Raw genomic sequence first — 15,247 nt, forward strand, 5'->3', positions numbered from 1 at the left:
AAAGGTTGTCAGCCAGCTCAAATGGATTCTAAACAACTTGTTTTATAATTTGCTAAAACTACATACGGATAGACCTAAAGTATCTCTCAGTGTTTTTTAGGAAACCTTACGGGTGATTTCATGAAGATTTAATCTCGTGACTTAAACTAGTACTTTAGAGCATTAATAGTATTTGAAAGCCAATGATCAAGATGTGTTCGTTATGGATTGTTCCGGGCTAGGCAGGTCTTATCAAAAAATGGACGGTGCTTCGGTCAGTAATAAGCTGGCTGTGGAGAAGGGGTTTGGATGGAAGACTTTTACTATCCCCCTAGTGTTTGCTTATTAGTACTTAGCAAGTTATCTATGGTAAACAGTAGATACAAAAAAGCCGATGCTAGGCATCGGCTTCGTGTTAGCTCTATTAGCTTAAGCTGGTTGAACTAAGGCAAGAGCTTTACGAGAAACCTCATGGGCGGCTTTCGTTAAGTTTTGCTTTTCTAAAGCATCAGATAGGTATCCATAATCTGAAACATTAGAGCGCAGTGCCAGTGCTTTTTCAAAATGACTTTGTGCTTCTGCCCACTTTTGTTCTCTTAGATAGAACTGAGCCAATGCGCTGTGTGCTTCGGCATTACTATTATCTTTACTGATCGCACGTTCTAGCATCACGATAACGGGGTGATGGTCGGCCAGGTTAAGCTCTGGAAGTAGCATATAAAGCTCATTGGAACCATTCTTAGCAATGTTCTCTTTAATCACAGTGAAGGCTTCAGAGTCAGCTTTACGAGCTATCAGTTGTTTAACAAAACATGACACCAAGTGTGAGCTTTGTTTCTGTTTTCTAGAAAGCTTATTCCAATGGCTTATTAAACCTTCGCTACCTTGCTGCTGTGCGACATCGTGAAGTAAACCGCATTGAGCTTTTTGTTCTAACTCAACTTGTTCTGCCGCCGTTAATAGTTTGTTTTTAGCGAGCTTTGGCGTTAACTCTAACAGTGGCTGCCAGAGTTTAAGTTGCATGTAGGTTGCTTTAAGTAGACCAAGTACAGCTGTGTTATTTGGGTATGAACCTTTTAGATTTGAAAGCGTGTCGAAGGCCGCTTCGTAGTTTGATTCACTAATTTGTTGCTTAGCTTTCGTCAACTCGACAGCAAGCTGAGAGTCTTCTTGTTGACTCGCTAGCTCAATGTATTTATCACGTTCGCTTGTATTCCCTTGCTCGTGGGCAGCTTGAGAAGCGACTAAATAACAAAGCAAAGGCATGTCGTGGTGGTTAGCCCAACGAGTAACCTTTTTCTCTGCACCTTTCCAATCACCTTCAAGAAGCTTGATGATACCTTCATTGGTATAACGACGAGAGCGCTTTAGCTTGCGTACACTGAACCAGTTCCAAGTTGTTGAACTTGCGTTAATCAGTTTTTTAAAGAGGTACTCTAAGCCGAATAATGCAGCCAAAAGAGCAATGACAAAAATAACCAGAGTCGTCACACTCATCTCGATAGTCTTATTGGCAATCGAGATCAGTACATAACCTTGTTGACCTGAGAACTGGGTACCGACAAACAGGCCCGCCCCAAGTATGAGAAAAAGAAAAATCCAACGAATCATTATTTTTCCTCCGTGGTCATAACAGTTACTTCACGACGTAGACGTTCGCGTATCACACCTGACAACTCGTTTTGAGACTCAAGTTTTACAGGGTATTTCACAGAGATACTCTGCTCGCTTAATTGTTTGATGGCCTTCTCAAACTCGATGACTGATTTGTTGTCTTGGTTTAAGTAAGCAGCCGACCATTCGTTTGCTGTTTTAAGAGCCGCGTTATAAACATCACCTTGTTCTTTGTAGACAGCGCGAATAGCAGTCTCGAGCTTACCTTTGATATTTTCGCGTAGGTAGAAATGCTGCTCTGGAGACAGTAGCGGTATTACTTCGCCATCACGGCTACGGAAAGTAATAAAGTTTTCTGAGAAACCTTTCATTGATGTCATCAGGTTGTTTTGCCAATCATTAATATCTTCTGAGACAGCTTTTTTCTCAACAACTGCCGCTTCAGGCAAGATTGCATTAGCAAGTGGTAGGTTGTCGACTTGTTGTTGAAGGCTTGTGATTCGCAATACTAGCCCATCACGATCGATCAGAGGGATAGTGCGAAGCTTAGTAATGTCATTGGTCATCGATTGACGAAGAGATACTAAGCTAGGGTCATTTAATGCTGCGATACGCTGATCGGCACTTTCCATTAGCTTAGTTGCGCTAACGGCATCATGTTCAAGGAACAACTTACGACCAGCAAGTTTCACAAGGTAATCGGCTTCGGCAAGTAGCCAGTCATTAGGACGACGGCCTTTAACATCGGCAACTGCTAACTGTAGGCTTTGAATACTCTTTTGTTGTTGAGATTGTACTACCTGAGTTTTCTCTACGGCATGCGATGCTTCTTGGATAGTCTCTTGTTTGATCGTCTGTAGGTCTTTATTTACTGCAGACTGAGTATTTTGCAGTTGAGCTTGTAGGGCTGCGATTTGCGCTGAGTATTCAGCACTCTTTTGCTGCATTTGAAATGCGATACCGCCGCTGAAAATAATGGAAATAGCGATCGCAATAGCGCCCAGTTTGACACCGCGTTTTCCTTGCTTCTCAGCTTTCTCTATCTGCTCTGCTTGGGACTTATCATTTTGAGCTACATCTGACGTTGAGGAATCAAGCTTACCTTCTGGCTGTTTTGTTGCTTTAGATTCAACTTTTTCGTTCTCAATGACTACTGGCTGAGTCTCTGATTTCTGTTCAGGTTCAATATGCTCGTTATTTTTTTTGCTTGTCATGCTTATTTCCTGTTTCTAGCTAAGGCTGGAGAGCAGCCAGTAATATTTGGTTCGCAGCACTGTGAGTATTGGTCACGTTAGAGAAACCGAGCTGTTGAGCTCGATCTGCAATGCGTTGGCTTGGGACAAATAGTTGTCTTGTTGAAAGCCAAGCCAAATACTCATCAGGGGTAATTGAGCAGAGATACTCCAATTGTTCCTGACTAGTGATGACAACTTTGGATGTTTTTCTGTTTATCCATGTTTGATAGGTATTGTGGTCGCAAATGGGAATATATTCTCTACGGTAGGTCTCACAATAAGAGACTTGTGCGCCTCGGTTGAGTAAAGAATCTCTAATGAGCTCACGCCCGCCATTACCACGAAGTATCAAGATGAATTTATTATTTACACCATTAAGTTCAGTAAGTTTAAGAAGATGTTCACTATCACTAACTTGAGGGTAGTTTACTTTTTGTTTACAGACTTTGCTTAAAATGTGCGCAGTTTTTTGACCAACGCCAAGATAAAGCGGCGAAGATGGCCAAATAGATGAAGTTTTTGAAAGGATGCTTTGGGCAGCTGTCACGGCATGGTGACTGACTGCGATGATAATATCACTGTGACTAAGCTGGGCGCTTAAATCCGATGAGAGTGGATTATCAACGATACGAATCAGCGGATGATGGATTGCTTGAATCCCTTCATCCGCTAGTTGTTGGCAAAGCGATTGTCCCTCTGAACCGGGACGTGTCACCAACACTGTCATGGCTATTCTTGGTCTGCGTATAGCTTGGTTAAGATTTCTCTCGCACCGTCATCCAACAGTTGGTTTGCCAGAGTAACACCGAGTGTTTCAGCATCTTTACGAGAGCCAGAGATCTCGCCGCGAACCATTTTAGAACCGTCTGGTTCACCGACAAGTGCGCGCAACCAGATGTTGTCGCCATCTAATAGTGAGTAGCTACCGATAGGAACCTGACAGCCACCTTCCAGAGTTAGGTTCATTGCTCGTTCGCATAGTACGCGGTCAGCTGTGTCTTTGTGGTTCAGTGGCTCAAGAAGCTTAATCAGACGCTCATCCTCAAGACGGCATTCAATACCTACCGCGCCTTGGCCTACAGCAGGTAGAGACTGTTCTGGTTCGATGAAACTACGAATACGCTCTTCCAGTTCCAGACGTTTCAGGCCCGCCGCCGCGAGTACGATAGCGTCATATTGGCCATTATCTAGTTTGCCCAGACGAGTGCCAACGTTGCCACGAAGCTCTTTAATGATTAAATCAGGGCGATATTCCAATAACTGGCATTGACGACGTAGGCTACAAGTACCAACGACAGCACCTTGTGGTAGCTCATCGATGTTGTTGTAAGTATTTGATACGAATGCATCACGAGGATCTTCGCGCTCACAAATAGTCACCAGACCTAGACCTTCAGGGAAGTCTACAGGCACATCTTTCATAGAGTGAACAGCGAGGTCAGCACGACCTTCTAGCATCGCCACTTCGAGTTCTTTAACGAACAGTCCTTTACCACCAACTTTAGCTAGCGGCGTATCAAGGATGATGTCACCTTTGGTCACCATAGTTACCAACTCAACCTCTAAACCAGGGTGAGCAGCTTGAAGTGCATCCCTTACAAAGTATGCCTGCCAAAGGGCAAGAGGGCTTTTTCTGGTAGCGATACGGATTGGTGCTGAATTTGTCATGGTGTTTCCGATATAGGTTCTGTAATAGCTTAATCCTACCATTGTGAAGCGAAAATTCTTACTGTTTGATCATTCCATGCTTTGATAGCTGAGGGATTTTCATGAGTTCACCAAAATAGTGTGATTGGTATCTCATTTGAAACATGGGCTATTATTAGTAATAGCCAATAAATAGGACACTACGGCGCCGTAAGTTTAACTTTTTGTCATGAAGGAATCGACCAGTATGACGGGTTCCTTTGCTTTACCATTAAGGGTAAAAGTGTTAAATTGATCACGTTTTGTCGCTGCTTTCGTTCAGTAACTAAACAGAAGTGCATTTAATCTCAAACCAAGGACTTACCTTGCAGGCTTACACTCAGACTTTGATTCAACGATTAGACAATCTAAATCAGCAGCGCATTGATCGTGCGTTGGCGTTGATGAATGTCCAAGGTCAGCGAGTTTTTAACCTTATTCCTGCACTGCTTCATTTCAATCACCCCATGATGCCTGGTTATTACGACCAGCAAGTTCCTTTTGGAATTCGTAGCTTCACGTTTAACTCATTCCAAAAGCAATTTGTCTCTGATACTGAATTAACACTTGGTGGCAAGCTGACCGAAGCGGCTGAACCAGCGATCCTTGGTCTTTACACCATGGGTAGCACTTCTTCTATTGGTCAAAGCACCTCAAGTGATCTCGATATCTGGGTTTGTGTTTCTCCAGATATGGACGGAGCATCGCGCGATAGCCTGACTAACAAATGTTTGCTTATTACCGATTGGGCGGAAACCTTAGGGGTTGAAGCAAACTTCTTCTTAATGGATGGAGAACGTTTTCGTTCAAATCATTCTGAAGAGATGACTGGCGATAACTGTGGTTCTTCACAACATTTGCTATTACTTGATGAGTTTTATCGCTCTGCAGTTCGTTTGGCTGGCCAGCGTTTGTTATGGCAGATCATTCCACCAGAAATGGAGGAGTGTTATGACCAATATGTTCATGGGTTATGTCAGGATGGTTATCTTGATTGCTCGCAGTGGATCGATTTCGGTAAGCTGAATAGTATTCCCGCTGAAGAGTACTTCGGTTCAAACTTATGGCAGCTTTATAAAAGTATCGACTCGCCGTATAAATCGGTTTTGAAGGCGATCCTGCTAGAAGCTTATTCATGGGAATACCCAAATACCCAACTGCTTAGCATTGATACCAAGCGTCGTTTTTTTGCAGACGAACCTGATCTGTATGGTATGGATAGCTACTATCTTATGCTTGAGAAAGTAACGCGCTATCTAGAACGTATTAATGATCATACTCGTTTGGATTTAGTGAGACGCTGTTTCTATCTTAAGACCCATGAGAAGTTGTCTCGTGAGGCGGGTATTGGCTCTGTTGCATGGCGTCGTGAAGCCTTGACCGAGATGACCAAATCTTGGAATTGGGGACATGAAACTATTGCTGAGCTCGATAACCGTCGTAACTGGAAGGTTGAGCAGGTTAAAGTGGTGCATCATGCACTGCTTGACGCTTTGATGCTGAGTTATCGTAATCTGATTCAATTTGCACGTCGCAATGATATTACCTCGGCAATTAGCCCACAAGATATCAGTATCTTGGCTCGTAAGCTTTATGCAGCGTTTGAAGTCTTGCCTGGTAAAGTGACCTTATTGAATCCTCAAATCTCCCCGGATCTGCATGAACCGGATTTGAGCTTTATTGAGGTTCGACAAGGGCAGGCAAACAAGCCGGGTTGGTACTTATATAAACAACCACTGATCGCCCACCGCATTCTGGGTCAGCCATCCCTTGAGCACCATGAGTACTTGAGTAAGTTGGTTGCTTGGTCATTCTTTAATGGTTTGATTACAGAGTCGACTCGTTTGCACTCTGTCGTTCGTGATGCTCAGATTGATATCGATAAGTTCTATCAAATGGTTAGCGATCTGCGTAATACCTTCTCTTTGCGTAAGCGCCGCCCAAGCATGCAAGCACTCGCGAGTCCATGTGAGATAAGCCAATTAGCGATGTTCATCAACTTTGAAAGTGACCCGACTTCTGAACTGAGTCCTCGTGAATTGAAGGTTGATCTTAAGAATGCCGATATCTTCAGTTTTGGTGAAGAAGGTAAGAGTTTAGTTGGGAGTGTCGATTTGGTTTATCGTAATTCTTGGCATGAAGTGCGTACGCTTCATTTTCAAGGTGATACGGCAATGTTGGACGCTCTCAAAACGGTACTTGGTAAAATGCACCAAGATGCTTTACCGCCAGAATCAGTCGATGTGTTTTGTTACAGCAAAAATCTACGCGGTGTAATGCGTAATATGGTGTACCAACTATTGGCTGAATGCATCGATTTACGACTAAAACCGATTGAACCTGAAAAGCGTCGTCGCTTTAAGGCTATCCGTTTAGCGAACAAGATGTTTGGTCTGTTCTTTGAACGTCGTGGTGTTTCGGTGCAGATGTTGGAAAACTCGGTTGATTTCTACCGTAGTATTTCAACCAACAAGTTAAAGGGTTCACCTTTACAGATGTTGGATAAAGAGCAGGAGTATCAACTACCAGATGTGGTCGATGGTTTTGCAAGTGAAGGTTTGATCCAGTTCTTCTTTGAAGATACGGATAAAGGCTTCAATATTTATGTATTGGATGAATCGAATCAAGTTGAGGTGTATCACCAGTACAGTGGTGAAAAAGATGAGATGATCGCGAGCGTGAATTCTTTTTACACTTCCGTAAAAGATGAGTCGAAAGTGTCCTCTAGGTTGATTAATTTCAATCTACCTCAGTACTATCAAATTGTTCATCCGGAAGAAGGCAATTCGTATGTTGTGCCTTACCGCAATGATGCAACCTTATCTTCCCGTAACTCGAAGATCGTAAATATCTAGGTTTCTCTAAGCCAGTCGAAATTAAAAAAGGAGTGATTGATTCACTCCTTTTTCGTTTTTCTTACAAATGATTAGACCCAATTGATCTCTTCACCTGCGTGCTTAACGCATTCTTCTTTCACCATCTCAAACAGCTCCATGCCCGTCTTTGAGCATGTCCATTTGTCATCCACTAGCTTGAAGTGAAAGCCGCCAGATTTAGAGGCTAACCATATCTCACGCATTGGTTCTTGGCGGTTGATGATAATTTGGCTGCGGTTTTCAAACTCCAGCGTCATCACGTTGCCAGTCACTTCGTAATCAACATCAGCCTCTGAATCATCGATAGCTTCTTCGATGTTTTGCATCTGTATATCGACCAGTTGATGAAATTCAGTATCGTTCATCCTTTCTATCCTATTGCTTTTCCTGAGTGTGGTGCGATTATAGGGGGCATTGAGTTAATAATCACGATATGCAAAATGAAAAAATTAATTACCGCTCTGTTTATGGTGTCCGTTATTGGACTTTCTGGTTGTGGTCAAACAGGTCCGTTGTACGATCCTGATGAAGTACAGCAAACTGAACAATCAGAATAAGTGAAAACACGCAGAAATCGTTATTTATAAGGGATAAGAATTTTGGATTACTTCAACTATCAGGAAGATGGCCAGCTTTGGGCTGAGGACGTCGCACTTTCACAACTAGCAGAGCAATATGGTACACCGCTGTATGTATATTCTCGTGCAACATTAGAACGCCACTGGAATGCGTTTGATTCATCGGTTGGTGAGCATCCACACTTGGTGTGTTATGCCGTTAAAGCTAACTCGAACCTTGGTGTATTGAATGCATTGGCTCGCTTGGGCTCAGGGTTTGATATCGTTTCTGGCGGTGAGTTAGAGCGTGTGGTTGCTGCGGGTGGCGATCCGGCTAAAGTTGTGTTCTCTGGTGTAGGCAAGACAGCCGCTGAAATGAAGCGTGCGCTTGAGTTGAACATTAAGTGCTTCAACGTAGAGTCTGAGCCAGAACTAGAGCGACTGAATAAAGTGGCAGGTGAGCTAGGTGTTAAAGCGCCGATTTCACTGCGCATTAACCCAGATGTTGATGCTAACACTCACCCTTATATATCTACAGGCTTGCGTGATAACAAATTTGGTATTGCGTTCGATCGTGCACCTGCAGTCTATGCCTTTGCACAAACACTCGATAACTTGTCTATCCATGGTATTGATTGCCACATAGGTTCTCAGTTAACGAATATCGAACCTTTCATTGATGCTACAGACCGCCTACTTGCTCTAATCGATCAATTACGAGCTAACGGTATCAACATCAAGCACCTTGATGTCGGTGGTGGTTTGGGTGTGGTTTATCGTGATGAGTTACCACCACAACCTTCAGATTACGCGAAAGCCTTATTGGCTCGCTTAGGTAATCATTCTGATCTAGAGCTGATTTTCGAGCCTGGAAGAGCGATCGCTGCTAACGCTGGTGTATTATTAACAAAAGTTGAGTTCCTAAAGCCAACAGAGCATAAGAACTTTGCCATCATAGATGCAGCAATGAATGATCTGATGCGCCCGGCACTTTACCAAGCTTGGCAAGATATTGTGCCAGTGAGCCCGCGTCAGGGTGAAGCTGTGACTTACGACTTGGTTGGCCCTATCTGTGAGACGGGTGACTTCTTAGGTAAAGATCGTGACCTTGTTCTTGAAGAAGGCGATCTACTGGCCGTTCGCTCAGCAGGTGCTTATGGCTTCGCTATGTCATCTAACTACAACACTCGTTCGCGTGCGGCTGAAGTGATGGTTGATGGCGATAAAACTCACTTGGTTCGTCAGCGTGAAGAGCTTACGAGTCTGTGGGAACTTGAAAACATTCTTCCGGAGTAATTTTAAGCGTTATGCACTTCCACTTTTCTAAAATGCATGGTTTGGGCAATGATTTCATGGTCGTGGACTGCATTACTCAAAATATTTTCTTTTCTCCAGATTTGATCCGTCGTTTGGCGGATCGTCACACTGGTGTGGGCTTTGATCAGCTACTTGTGGTTGAGGCTCCCTATGATCCAGAAACTGATTTCCATTACCGCATATTCAATGCGGATGGCAGTGAAGTGGAGCAGTGTGGTAATGGTGCTCGTTGTTTTGCACGATTCGTTCGCATGAAAGGCTTAACGAATAAGTACAGCATCAATGTGAGCACCAAGAAAGGAAAAATGGTTCTCAAGATTGAAGACAATGACCAGATCACTGTGAACATGGGTATTCCTGAGTTCGAACCAAGCAAAATTCCATTCAAGGCAAAGCAGCCAGAGAAGACGTATATCCTGAGAACGGATGTACACACCTTGTTCTGCGGTGCCGTAAGCATGGGTAACCCGCATGTGGTTACCGTTGTTGATGACGTCGATACTGCTGATGTGGAGACCTTAGGCCCACTTCTAGAATCGCATGAGCGTTTTCCTGAACGAGTGAACGCTGGCTTTATGCAAGTAATCAGTCGTGATGAAGTTCGCTTACGTGTTTACGAACGTGGGGCAGGTGAAACTCAGGCATGTGGTAGCGGTGCATGTGGCGCCGTTGCTGTCGGTATCAATCAAGGCTTACTTGCTGAGAATGTAAAAGTTCGTCTACCAGGTGGTGATCTACAGATTAGCTGGCAAGGCCCAGGTAAGCCGCTGTTTATGACAGGCCCAGCAACGCATGTGTTTGATGGCCAACTTTCTTGCTAACAACGATTTATAACAAATCGATTCATAAAAAATAAAGGATAGGTTTTGTCTTACGTTGAAGCCGACACACTCACTGCAGAAGTGGTCGCGGAATATTTACGTGATAACCCAGATTTTTTTCAAGACAGGAAAAATCTGGTTGATCGCCTTGCTATTAATAATGTTGAGCAAGGCGCTGTTTCTCTGGTTGAGGTTCAGCTTAAACGTCAACGTCATAGAATCGAAGAGCTAGAAGAAGAAATTACTGGCTTGATGTCGTTGGCGGCGAATAACGATAAAACCTTCTATGAGTTTATGGATCTGCAAGCTCAAGTATTGAAATGCAGTGACTTTGTGCAGGTTATTAAAGCGGTTGAACAAAAAGCGTTAGACCTAGGGCTTAAGGCTCATGTGCGACTCCTCTCGCGACCAGGTTTTTATCTGCTCAATGAAGAGCGCTATTCGAAGTTTTCGCTCAACCATTTTAATGGCAAAGATGCTTATTTGGGTCGTTTGAGAAAAGCAGACAGACACGATTTGTTTGGTGATTTTCAAGTTCCAGAACTAGGCTCTTATGTAGTACTACCGCTTGCTAAGCAGTCTCCATTGGGCTTGCTCGCCTTTTCTAGTGAAGATGGCGGACATTTTCAACCCCATATGGACACGCTCTTTTTACGCCATTTAGCGCTGGTAGTGGCTCATTTGGCGGACACCTTACCTTGGCAGATAAATAATGAGCCTAGAGCCCAAAACACCTCTTCCTAATAGCCTTCAAACACCACTTTCTCGCTTCTATGAATATCTCCGAAGCGAGAAGGGACTCAGCCTACACACCCAACGTAATTACAAACAACAACTTGAAACCATGGCCGGTCATCTAGTCACGCTAGGATTGAAAGACTGGGGTCAAGTCGATGCGGCGTGGGTCAGACAACTTGCCAGCAAAGGCATGCGTGAGGGAATGAAGGCGAGCAGTATTGCAACGCGCTTATCTTCACTGCGCAGTTTCTTTGATTTCCTTGTGTTGCGTGGCGAAATGACCGCCAATCCAGCCAAAGGTGTCTCTGCACCTCGTAAACAGCGTCCTTTGCCTAAAAACCTCGATGTCGATGAAGTGGGTCAATTGCTCGATGTGAATGAGGATGACCCATTGTCGATTCGTGACCGAGCGATGATGGAGGTTATGTACGGTGCTGGTTTGCGACTGGCCGAACTGGTCGGTATCAACCTGAGAGATGTGTTGGCTCGGCAAGGCGAAATTCGAGTGATTGGTAAAGGCGATAAAGAACGCAAAGCCCCGTTTTCTGGTTTGGCCAAAGAGTGGGTTGATAAGTGGTTAAAAGTGCGAGGTGACTTAGCTTCACCAGGTGAAAACGCTCTGTTTGTCTCTAAGCTAGGAACCCGTATATCACATCGCAGCGTGCAAAAGCGCATGGAAGAGTGGGGTAAGAAGCAATCTGTTGCGAGCCATATAAGCCCACATAAACTTCGCCACTCATTTGCTACACATGTCCTAGAGTCGAGCCAAAATCTGAGAGCTGTCCAAGAATTACTTGGGCATGAAAACATCTCAACCACCCAAATTTACACCCACTTGGACTTTCAACACTTAGCACAAGCTTACGATCAAGCTCACCCAAGAGCACGTAAGAAGAATAAAGATTAGATTAAAGGGTTTACTATGCGAATTTATCGAGGGTTAAAGCCCATCAAAGCCATGACCTTTGACTTGGATGACACCTTGTATGACAACTGGCCTGTGATTATGAAGGTAGAGAAAGAGATGGCGCAGTGGCTTTACCAAAAGCACCCTGTGTCGGCATCTTTATCGCTAGAAGAGTGGCAAGACGTTAAACAACAAGTCGCCTCTGAAAATCCAGATTTGAAGCATGATGTCACCGTCTGGCGTGAAACCCAGATTAGATGTGGCTTGCTACGGTTAGGGTATTCTCAGAACCAAGCTGAACTCGCTGCTCGTGAAGGAATAAATCATGCGCTATGGCTGCGTAACCAAGTTGACGTTCCTCAAGAAACGCATCGAGTGATGGCTGAGCTTAGCCAGCGTATTCCGCTAGTTGCTATTACTAATGGTAACGTGGACCCTCATCAAATTGGCTTAGGCCAGTACTTTCAGTTAATCCTAAAAGCCGGCCCTGACGGCAAGGCAAAACCTCACCCTGATATGTTTGATAAAGCTCAACAGTACTTAGAATGCGATGCTGAGAACATTCTTCATGTTGGCGACCATCTCAGAACTGACGTCTATGGTGCCAAGCGAAATGGCTTCCAAGCCTGCTGGTTTAATGACATTGGTTCCAATTTATACCTATCTTCGAAGGCAAGTGTGTTACCTGATGTTGAAATAGACCAACTTAGCGATCTTATGCGACTAATTTAATGGCTACGGTAAGCTATTATGTCGCATTTATGATATTGAATTGTTACATTGGTCGTAATTAAATGCCTGTTTAGGCTAGGATAATTGGCGAATACTTTTATCGATTTATTTCAATCATAGCAGTGGTTGCGGGTTCTCACTTTACTCGATTTTGAACAAGGGTTGGCATGCAAACATTTACATTTCTCGCAAATACTGAGGAGTTATTTAAATCTCAATTTGATCAGCGAGAGTGGTGTGACAACAAGCAATATCTTATCCAACTCTTTTCCGCTCAATCTTCTGATGTAGCCCGTGGAATCGCGAGTATCGCCCTTAAGCGTTTAAACAGTGTGACACTAATTGGCCAAAGTGCTCGTCATGTTATCTGTGATAATTGCCTTGAGAGCGCATGTACTTTAATCATTATCAGTGAGTTTAATGAAACACGGTTGTCCACTGCCGTTCAGCCTTTTTCGGGCAGCCCCAATCATGACAGCCAAGCGTTGGCTGCCCAGTTAGACCTATCTCAAGATACTAAAACCGTGATCAGCTTGTGCGATCAGGTTGACGGTCGTGATTACCCAATCTATAGCGCCTTTGAAAATCTACCTTACGCCTTGCCTGTTGCTGGTGGGTTGTGTCATGAGAATGAATTTGGCCGCTGGGTGATGCACAACGAAAAGATCTATCAGCACGCTTGTGTCGCCGTCGCTTTGACCAACCCTAAATTAAAAGTTTGGTCAGATGCTTATTCTGAGTGGAACCCGATTGGGATGAAGCTAAGAGTTACTAGCGCCAAGGGGAATCGCTTATATGCGCTGAATGATAAGCCGGCTATCGAAGTATTCAAACATTACCTTGCCGATGGAAAGGACCTTCCCTTTAGTCAATTGATGAGCTTTCCGCTCTATCGAGAACTTGGCAGAAAGAAGGGGATCTCGACACCACTGCGTATCAATGATGATGGCAGTATCGAGTTTGATAGCCCTTGGCATATCGGAGAAGAAGCGCAGTTTTGTTATAACCACCCGTCTTTGACTGCGGAAAAAGTTCGTCATGGTGCTGAGATGCTTGCTATGCATCAGCCTGAATCAGTGATTATTTATAACTGCGTATCTCGACTCGAGTTTATCGACAGTAAACTTGAGCTGAAGCCATTTGAAGGGATCGTGAACACGTGTGGTGCATACTGCATGGGTGAGTTATACCGAAATGAAGACCGCCAAGACATCCTCCATCATAGCTTGACTTATATTGCTATGAGAGAGTCTGACGAGATTGATGAGTTTCGCTGTGACGACTTTAATTGTGGTTCAACGGTATCACCACTGCTTAATCTTGTGAGAAACGCTGTTGCTGATTTGGATAGCATGAATACGCAGATGGAGAAAAAGCTCCATCAACAAACTCGGCGTTTGACAGAGAGCTACCGAATTGACTCTCGTACCGGTTTACCTAATCGAATTGTATTGAAGGAACGTCTCAATACCATACTGACAACAGAACATTTGCTGACGTTAAAACTAACAAACTTCCATCAAGTGAATGAGAAATATGGTTACCAAGTGGGAGATCAACTATTACTCGATCTTTCTAACCACTTTATCGACCGGCTACAACCTCGTTTCATTAAGGAATCACCCACTAAAGTTGAACTCTTTAGTATTGGTGTGGGTGAGTGGGCCATTATTTTTAATGCGAATATTGGTAACGAACAAATCGAGCAACGATTTGTTGAGTTTGCAGATGACATTGAACACATCAATTTTGAACCCTATGGACTTGCGGATATTGATTACCTCTCGGTTTCCTTGTGCGGTGGTTTTGCTAGTCGCTGTGATTTCTTATCAGACAATGGTGACGAGATATTGCTTAAAGCCATTGAAGCGCGACGTTATGGAGTTCGTAACAATACTCATATTACTAACGCCAAAGATATTCAGGTCAGTGAAGAGGATCGCAAAGAACAACTGGGTTGGTTGAGTTGTGTAAGCCGAGCAATCTTAGATCAAAACATCATCACCTACTCGCAGCCGATTGTGGCGTCAGGGACACATGAGAAAATTGGGCAAGAGTGCTTAGTGCGAATTATGGAAGCTGATGGCTCCATTGTCCCGCCAGGAAAGTTTTTACCCATTATTGCGGATACCCATTTATATACTCGCCTAAGTCGACACATGATTAAGAACACCATCGGTTATATGGCTGACAAGCAAGATTCTTTTTCTATCAACCTTTCACCTCAAGACTTACTCAGCGACAAAACGCTCGAAATTTTAGAAACGGCGATTGGTAGAATGAAGGATCCGACTCGTCTTGGTTTAGAGGTTTTAGAATCTGAGCAGATTAAAGATTACGGTCGAATGATTGAGGTGTGTGATCATTTCCGTTCATTAGGAGCGAGAATCATTGTCGATGATTTTGGCTCTGGCTATTCCAACATTGATGAAATCATTAAGCTTGAGCCGCAGATTATTAAGTTAGACGGCAGTTTGATTCGCAACATCGATAAAGATGAAAAGCAGAGAAACATTGCCTCTCAACTGGTTCGTTTATGCCAGGTGTTTAATGCGAAAACGGTCGCTGAATTTGTCCATAATCAACAGGTTTGTGAGATAGCAGAACAGATGGGTGTCGACTACCTGCAAGGTTATTACTTTGGTGAGCCTAAGCGATTGTTTTAAAATACAAAGGTCAGGCTGTTATACGATATCTTTGTTGAGCGGTGCATAACCACTGCTCAACGCTTTGTTTTATTGAAATGAATGATGTTTAACTAATGTCACATTATTCGCATGACGAT

Annotated in this window: 13 protein-coding genes; 8 read left to right on the forward strand and 5 right to left on the reverse strand. The window is 43.8% G+C overall.

Annotated features, from left to right (window positions below; genetic code table 11):
* Positions 1-408: 408 nt before the first annotated feature.
* Genes OCV36_RS00370 through hemC form a run of 4 tightly spaced genes read right to left on the reverse strand, consistent with a single transcriptional unit; the run spans position 409 to position 4,496 of the window.
* Positions 409-1,590, reverse strand: a complete 1,182-nt coding sequence (locus tag OCV36_RS00370; RefSeq protein WP_135459002.1) for a heme biosynthesis protein HemY — start codon at positions 1,588-1,590, stop codon at positions 409-411.
* Positions 1,590-2,807: a uroporphyrinogen-III C-methyltransferase gene (locus OCV36_RS00375; protein WP_135459003.1), complete on the reverse strand. Its 1,218-nt coding sequence runs from the start codon at positions 2,805-2,807 to the stop codon at positions 1,590-1,592. Before OCV36_RS00375 ends, OCV36_RS00370 begins: the two co-directional genes overlap by 1 nt.
* A 19-nt stretch (positions 2,808-2,826) precedes the next feature.
* Entirely contained in the window at positions 2,827-3,555 is a 729-nt protein-coding gene (locus OCV36_RS00380; protein WP_102550998.1) for a uroporphyrinogen-III synthase, read from the reverse strand.
* A 2-nt stretch (positions 3,556-3,557) separates the two neighbouring features.
* Complete coding sequence (gene hemC / locus OCV36_RS00385; protein ID WP_017075965.1) at positions 3,558-4,496, reverse strand: hydroxymethylbilane synthase; 939 nt, start codon at positions 4,494-4,496, stop codon at positions 3,558-3,560.
* A gap of 344 nt (positions 4,497-4,840) precedes the next feature.
* On the opposite strand from hemC, the gene OCV36_RS00390 reads away from it, so the two are divergent.
* Positions 4,841-7,369 carry a class I adenylate cyclase gene (locus OCV36_RS00390; RefSeq protein ID WP_017075964.1) on the forward strand — a complete coding sequence of 843 codons (2,529 nt, stop codon included), beginning with the start codon at positions 4,841-4,843 and terminating at the stop codon, positions 7,367-7,369.
* 71 nt (positions 7,370-7,440) lie between these two features.
* Here the strand turns inward: OCV36_RS00390 and cyaY are convergent, their stop codons facing one another.
* Positions 7,441-7,755: an iron donor protein CyaY gene (gene cyaY / locus OCV36_RS00395; RefSeq protein ID WP_017075963.1), complete on the reverse strand. Its 315-nt coding sequence runs from the start codon at positions 7,753-7,755 to the stop codon at positions 7,441-7,443.
* 75 nt (positions 7,756-7,830) lie between these two features.
* On the opposite strand from cyaY, the gene lptM reads away from it, so the two are divergent.
* The 7 genes from lptM to OCV36_RS00430 all read left to right on the forward strand — a co-directional run bounded on the left by lptM (position 7,831) and on the right by OCV36_RS00430 (position 15,128).
* A complete protein-coding gene (gene lptM / locus OCV36_RS25580) occupies positions 7,831-7,947 on the forward strand; it encodes an LPS translocon maturation chaperone LptM (RefSeq protein ID WP_017075962.1) in 117 nt (38 codons plus the stop codon).
* 42 nt (positions 7,948-7,989) lie between these two features.
* Positions 7,990-9,243 carry a diaminopimelate decarboxylase gene (gene lysA / locus OCV36_RS00405; RefSeq protein WP_135459005.1) on the forward strand — a complete coding sequence of 418 codons (1,254 nt, stop codon included), beginning with the start codon at positions 7,990-7,992 and terminating at the stop codon, positions 9,241-9,243.
* An 11-nt stretch (positions 9,244-9,254) separates the two neighbouring features.
* Complete coding sequence (dapF, locus tag OCV36_RS00410) at positions 9,255-10,085, forward strand: diaminopimelate epimerase (RefSeq protein ID WP_017075960.1); 831 nt, start codon at positions 9,255-9,257, stop codon at positions 10,083-10,085.
* 45 nt (positions 10,086-10,130) lie between these two features.
* Positions 10,131-10,829 (forward strand): DUF484 family protein, encoded by a 699-nt coding sequence (locus tag OCV36_RS00415; RefSeq protein WP_017075959.1) that lies wholly within the window; start codon positions 10,131-10,133, stop codon positions 10,827-10,829.
* The gene (gene xerC, locus OCV36_RS00420; RefSeq protein WP_017075958.1) at positions 10,798-11,730 is read left to right on the forward strand and encodes a tyrosine recombinase XerC; all 933 of its coding nucleotides are present in this window, start codon (positions 10,798-10,800) and stop codon (positions 11,728-11,730) included. The genes OCV36_RS00415 and xerC overlap by 32 nt, the downstream gene beginning before the upstream one ends.
* Before the next feature lie 15 nt (positions 11,731-11,745).
* On the forward strand, positions 11,746-12,462 hold the full coding sequence (gene yigB / locus OCV36_RS00425) for a 5-amino-6-(5-phospho-D-ribitylamino)uracil phosphatase YigB (protein WP_135459007.1): 717 nt from the start codon (positions 11,746-11,748) through the stop codon (positions 12,460-12,462).
* 167 nt (positions 12,463-12,629) lie between these two features.
* Positions 12,630-15,128 carry a bifunctional diguanylate cyclase/phosphodiesterase gene (locus tag OCV36_RS00430; protein ID WP_135459008.1) on the forward strand — a complete coding sequence of 833 codons (2,499 nt, stop codon included), beginning with the start codon at positions 12,630-12,632 and terminating at the stop codon, positions 15,126-15,128.
* Positions 15,129-15,247: the final 119 nt, after the last annotated feature.

This window comes from Vibrio echinoideorum (assembly GCF_024347455.1).
Lineage (GTDB): Bacteria > Pseudomonadota > Gammaproteobacteria > Enterobacterales > Vibrionaceae > Vibrio > Vibrio echinoideorum.

Bases quoted from the DNA above. Each gene is read 5' to 3' on its own strand.
- yigB (WP_135459007.1), top strand. From the start codon at position 11,746: ATGCGAATTTATCGAGGGTTAAAGCCCATCAAAGCCATGACCTTTGAC.
- lptM (WP_017075962.1), top strand. From the start codon at position 7,831: ATGAAAAAATTAATTACCGCTCTGTTTATGGTGTCCGTTATTGGACTT.
- OCV36_RS00430 (WP_135459008.1), top strand. From the start codon at position 12,630: ATGCAAACATTTACATTTCTCGCAAATACTGAGGAGTTATTTAAATCT.
- OCV36_RS00375 (WP_135459003.1), bottom strand. From the start codon at position 2,807: ATGACAAGCAAAAAAAATAACGAGCATATTGAACCTGAACAGAAATCA.
- cyaY (WP_017075963.1), bottom strand. From the start codon at position 7,755: ATGAACGATACTGAATTTCATCAACTGGTCGATATACAGATGCAAAAC.
- OCV36_RS00380 (WP_102550998.1), bottom strand. From the start codon at position 3,555: ATGACAGTGTTGGTGACACGTCCCGGTTCAGAGGGACAATCGCTTTGC.
- hemC (WP_017075965.1), bottom strand. From the start codon at position 4,496: ATGACAAATTCAGCACCAATCCGTATCGCTACCAGAAAAAGCCCTCTT.
- OCV36_RS00370 (WP_135459002.1), bottom strand. From the start codon at position 1,590: ATGATTCGTTGGATTTTTCTTTTTCTCATACTTGGGGCGGGCCTGTTT.
- dapF (WP_017075960.1), top strand. From the start codon at position 9,255: ATGCACTTCCACTTTTCTAAAATGCATGGTTTGGGCAATGATTTCATG.
- xerC (WP_017075958.1), top strand. From the start codon at position 10,798: ATGAGCCTAGAGCCCAAAACACCTCTTCCTAATAGCCTTCAAACACCA.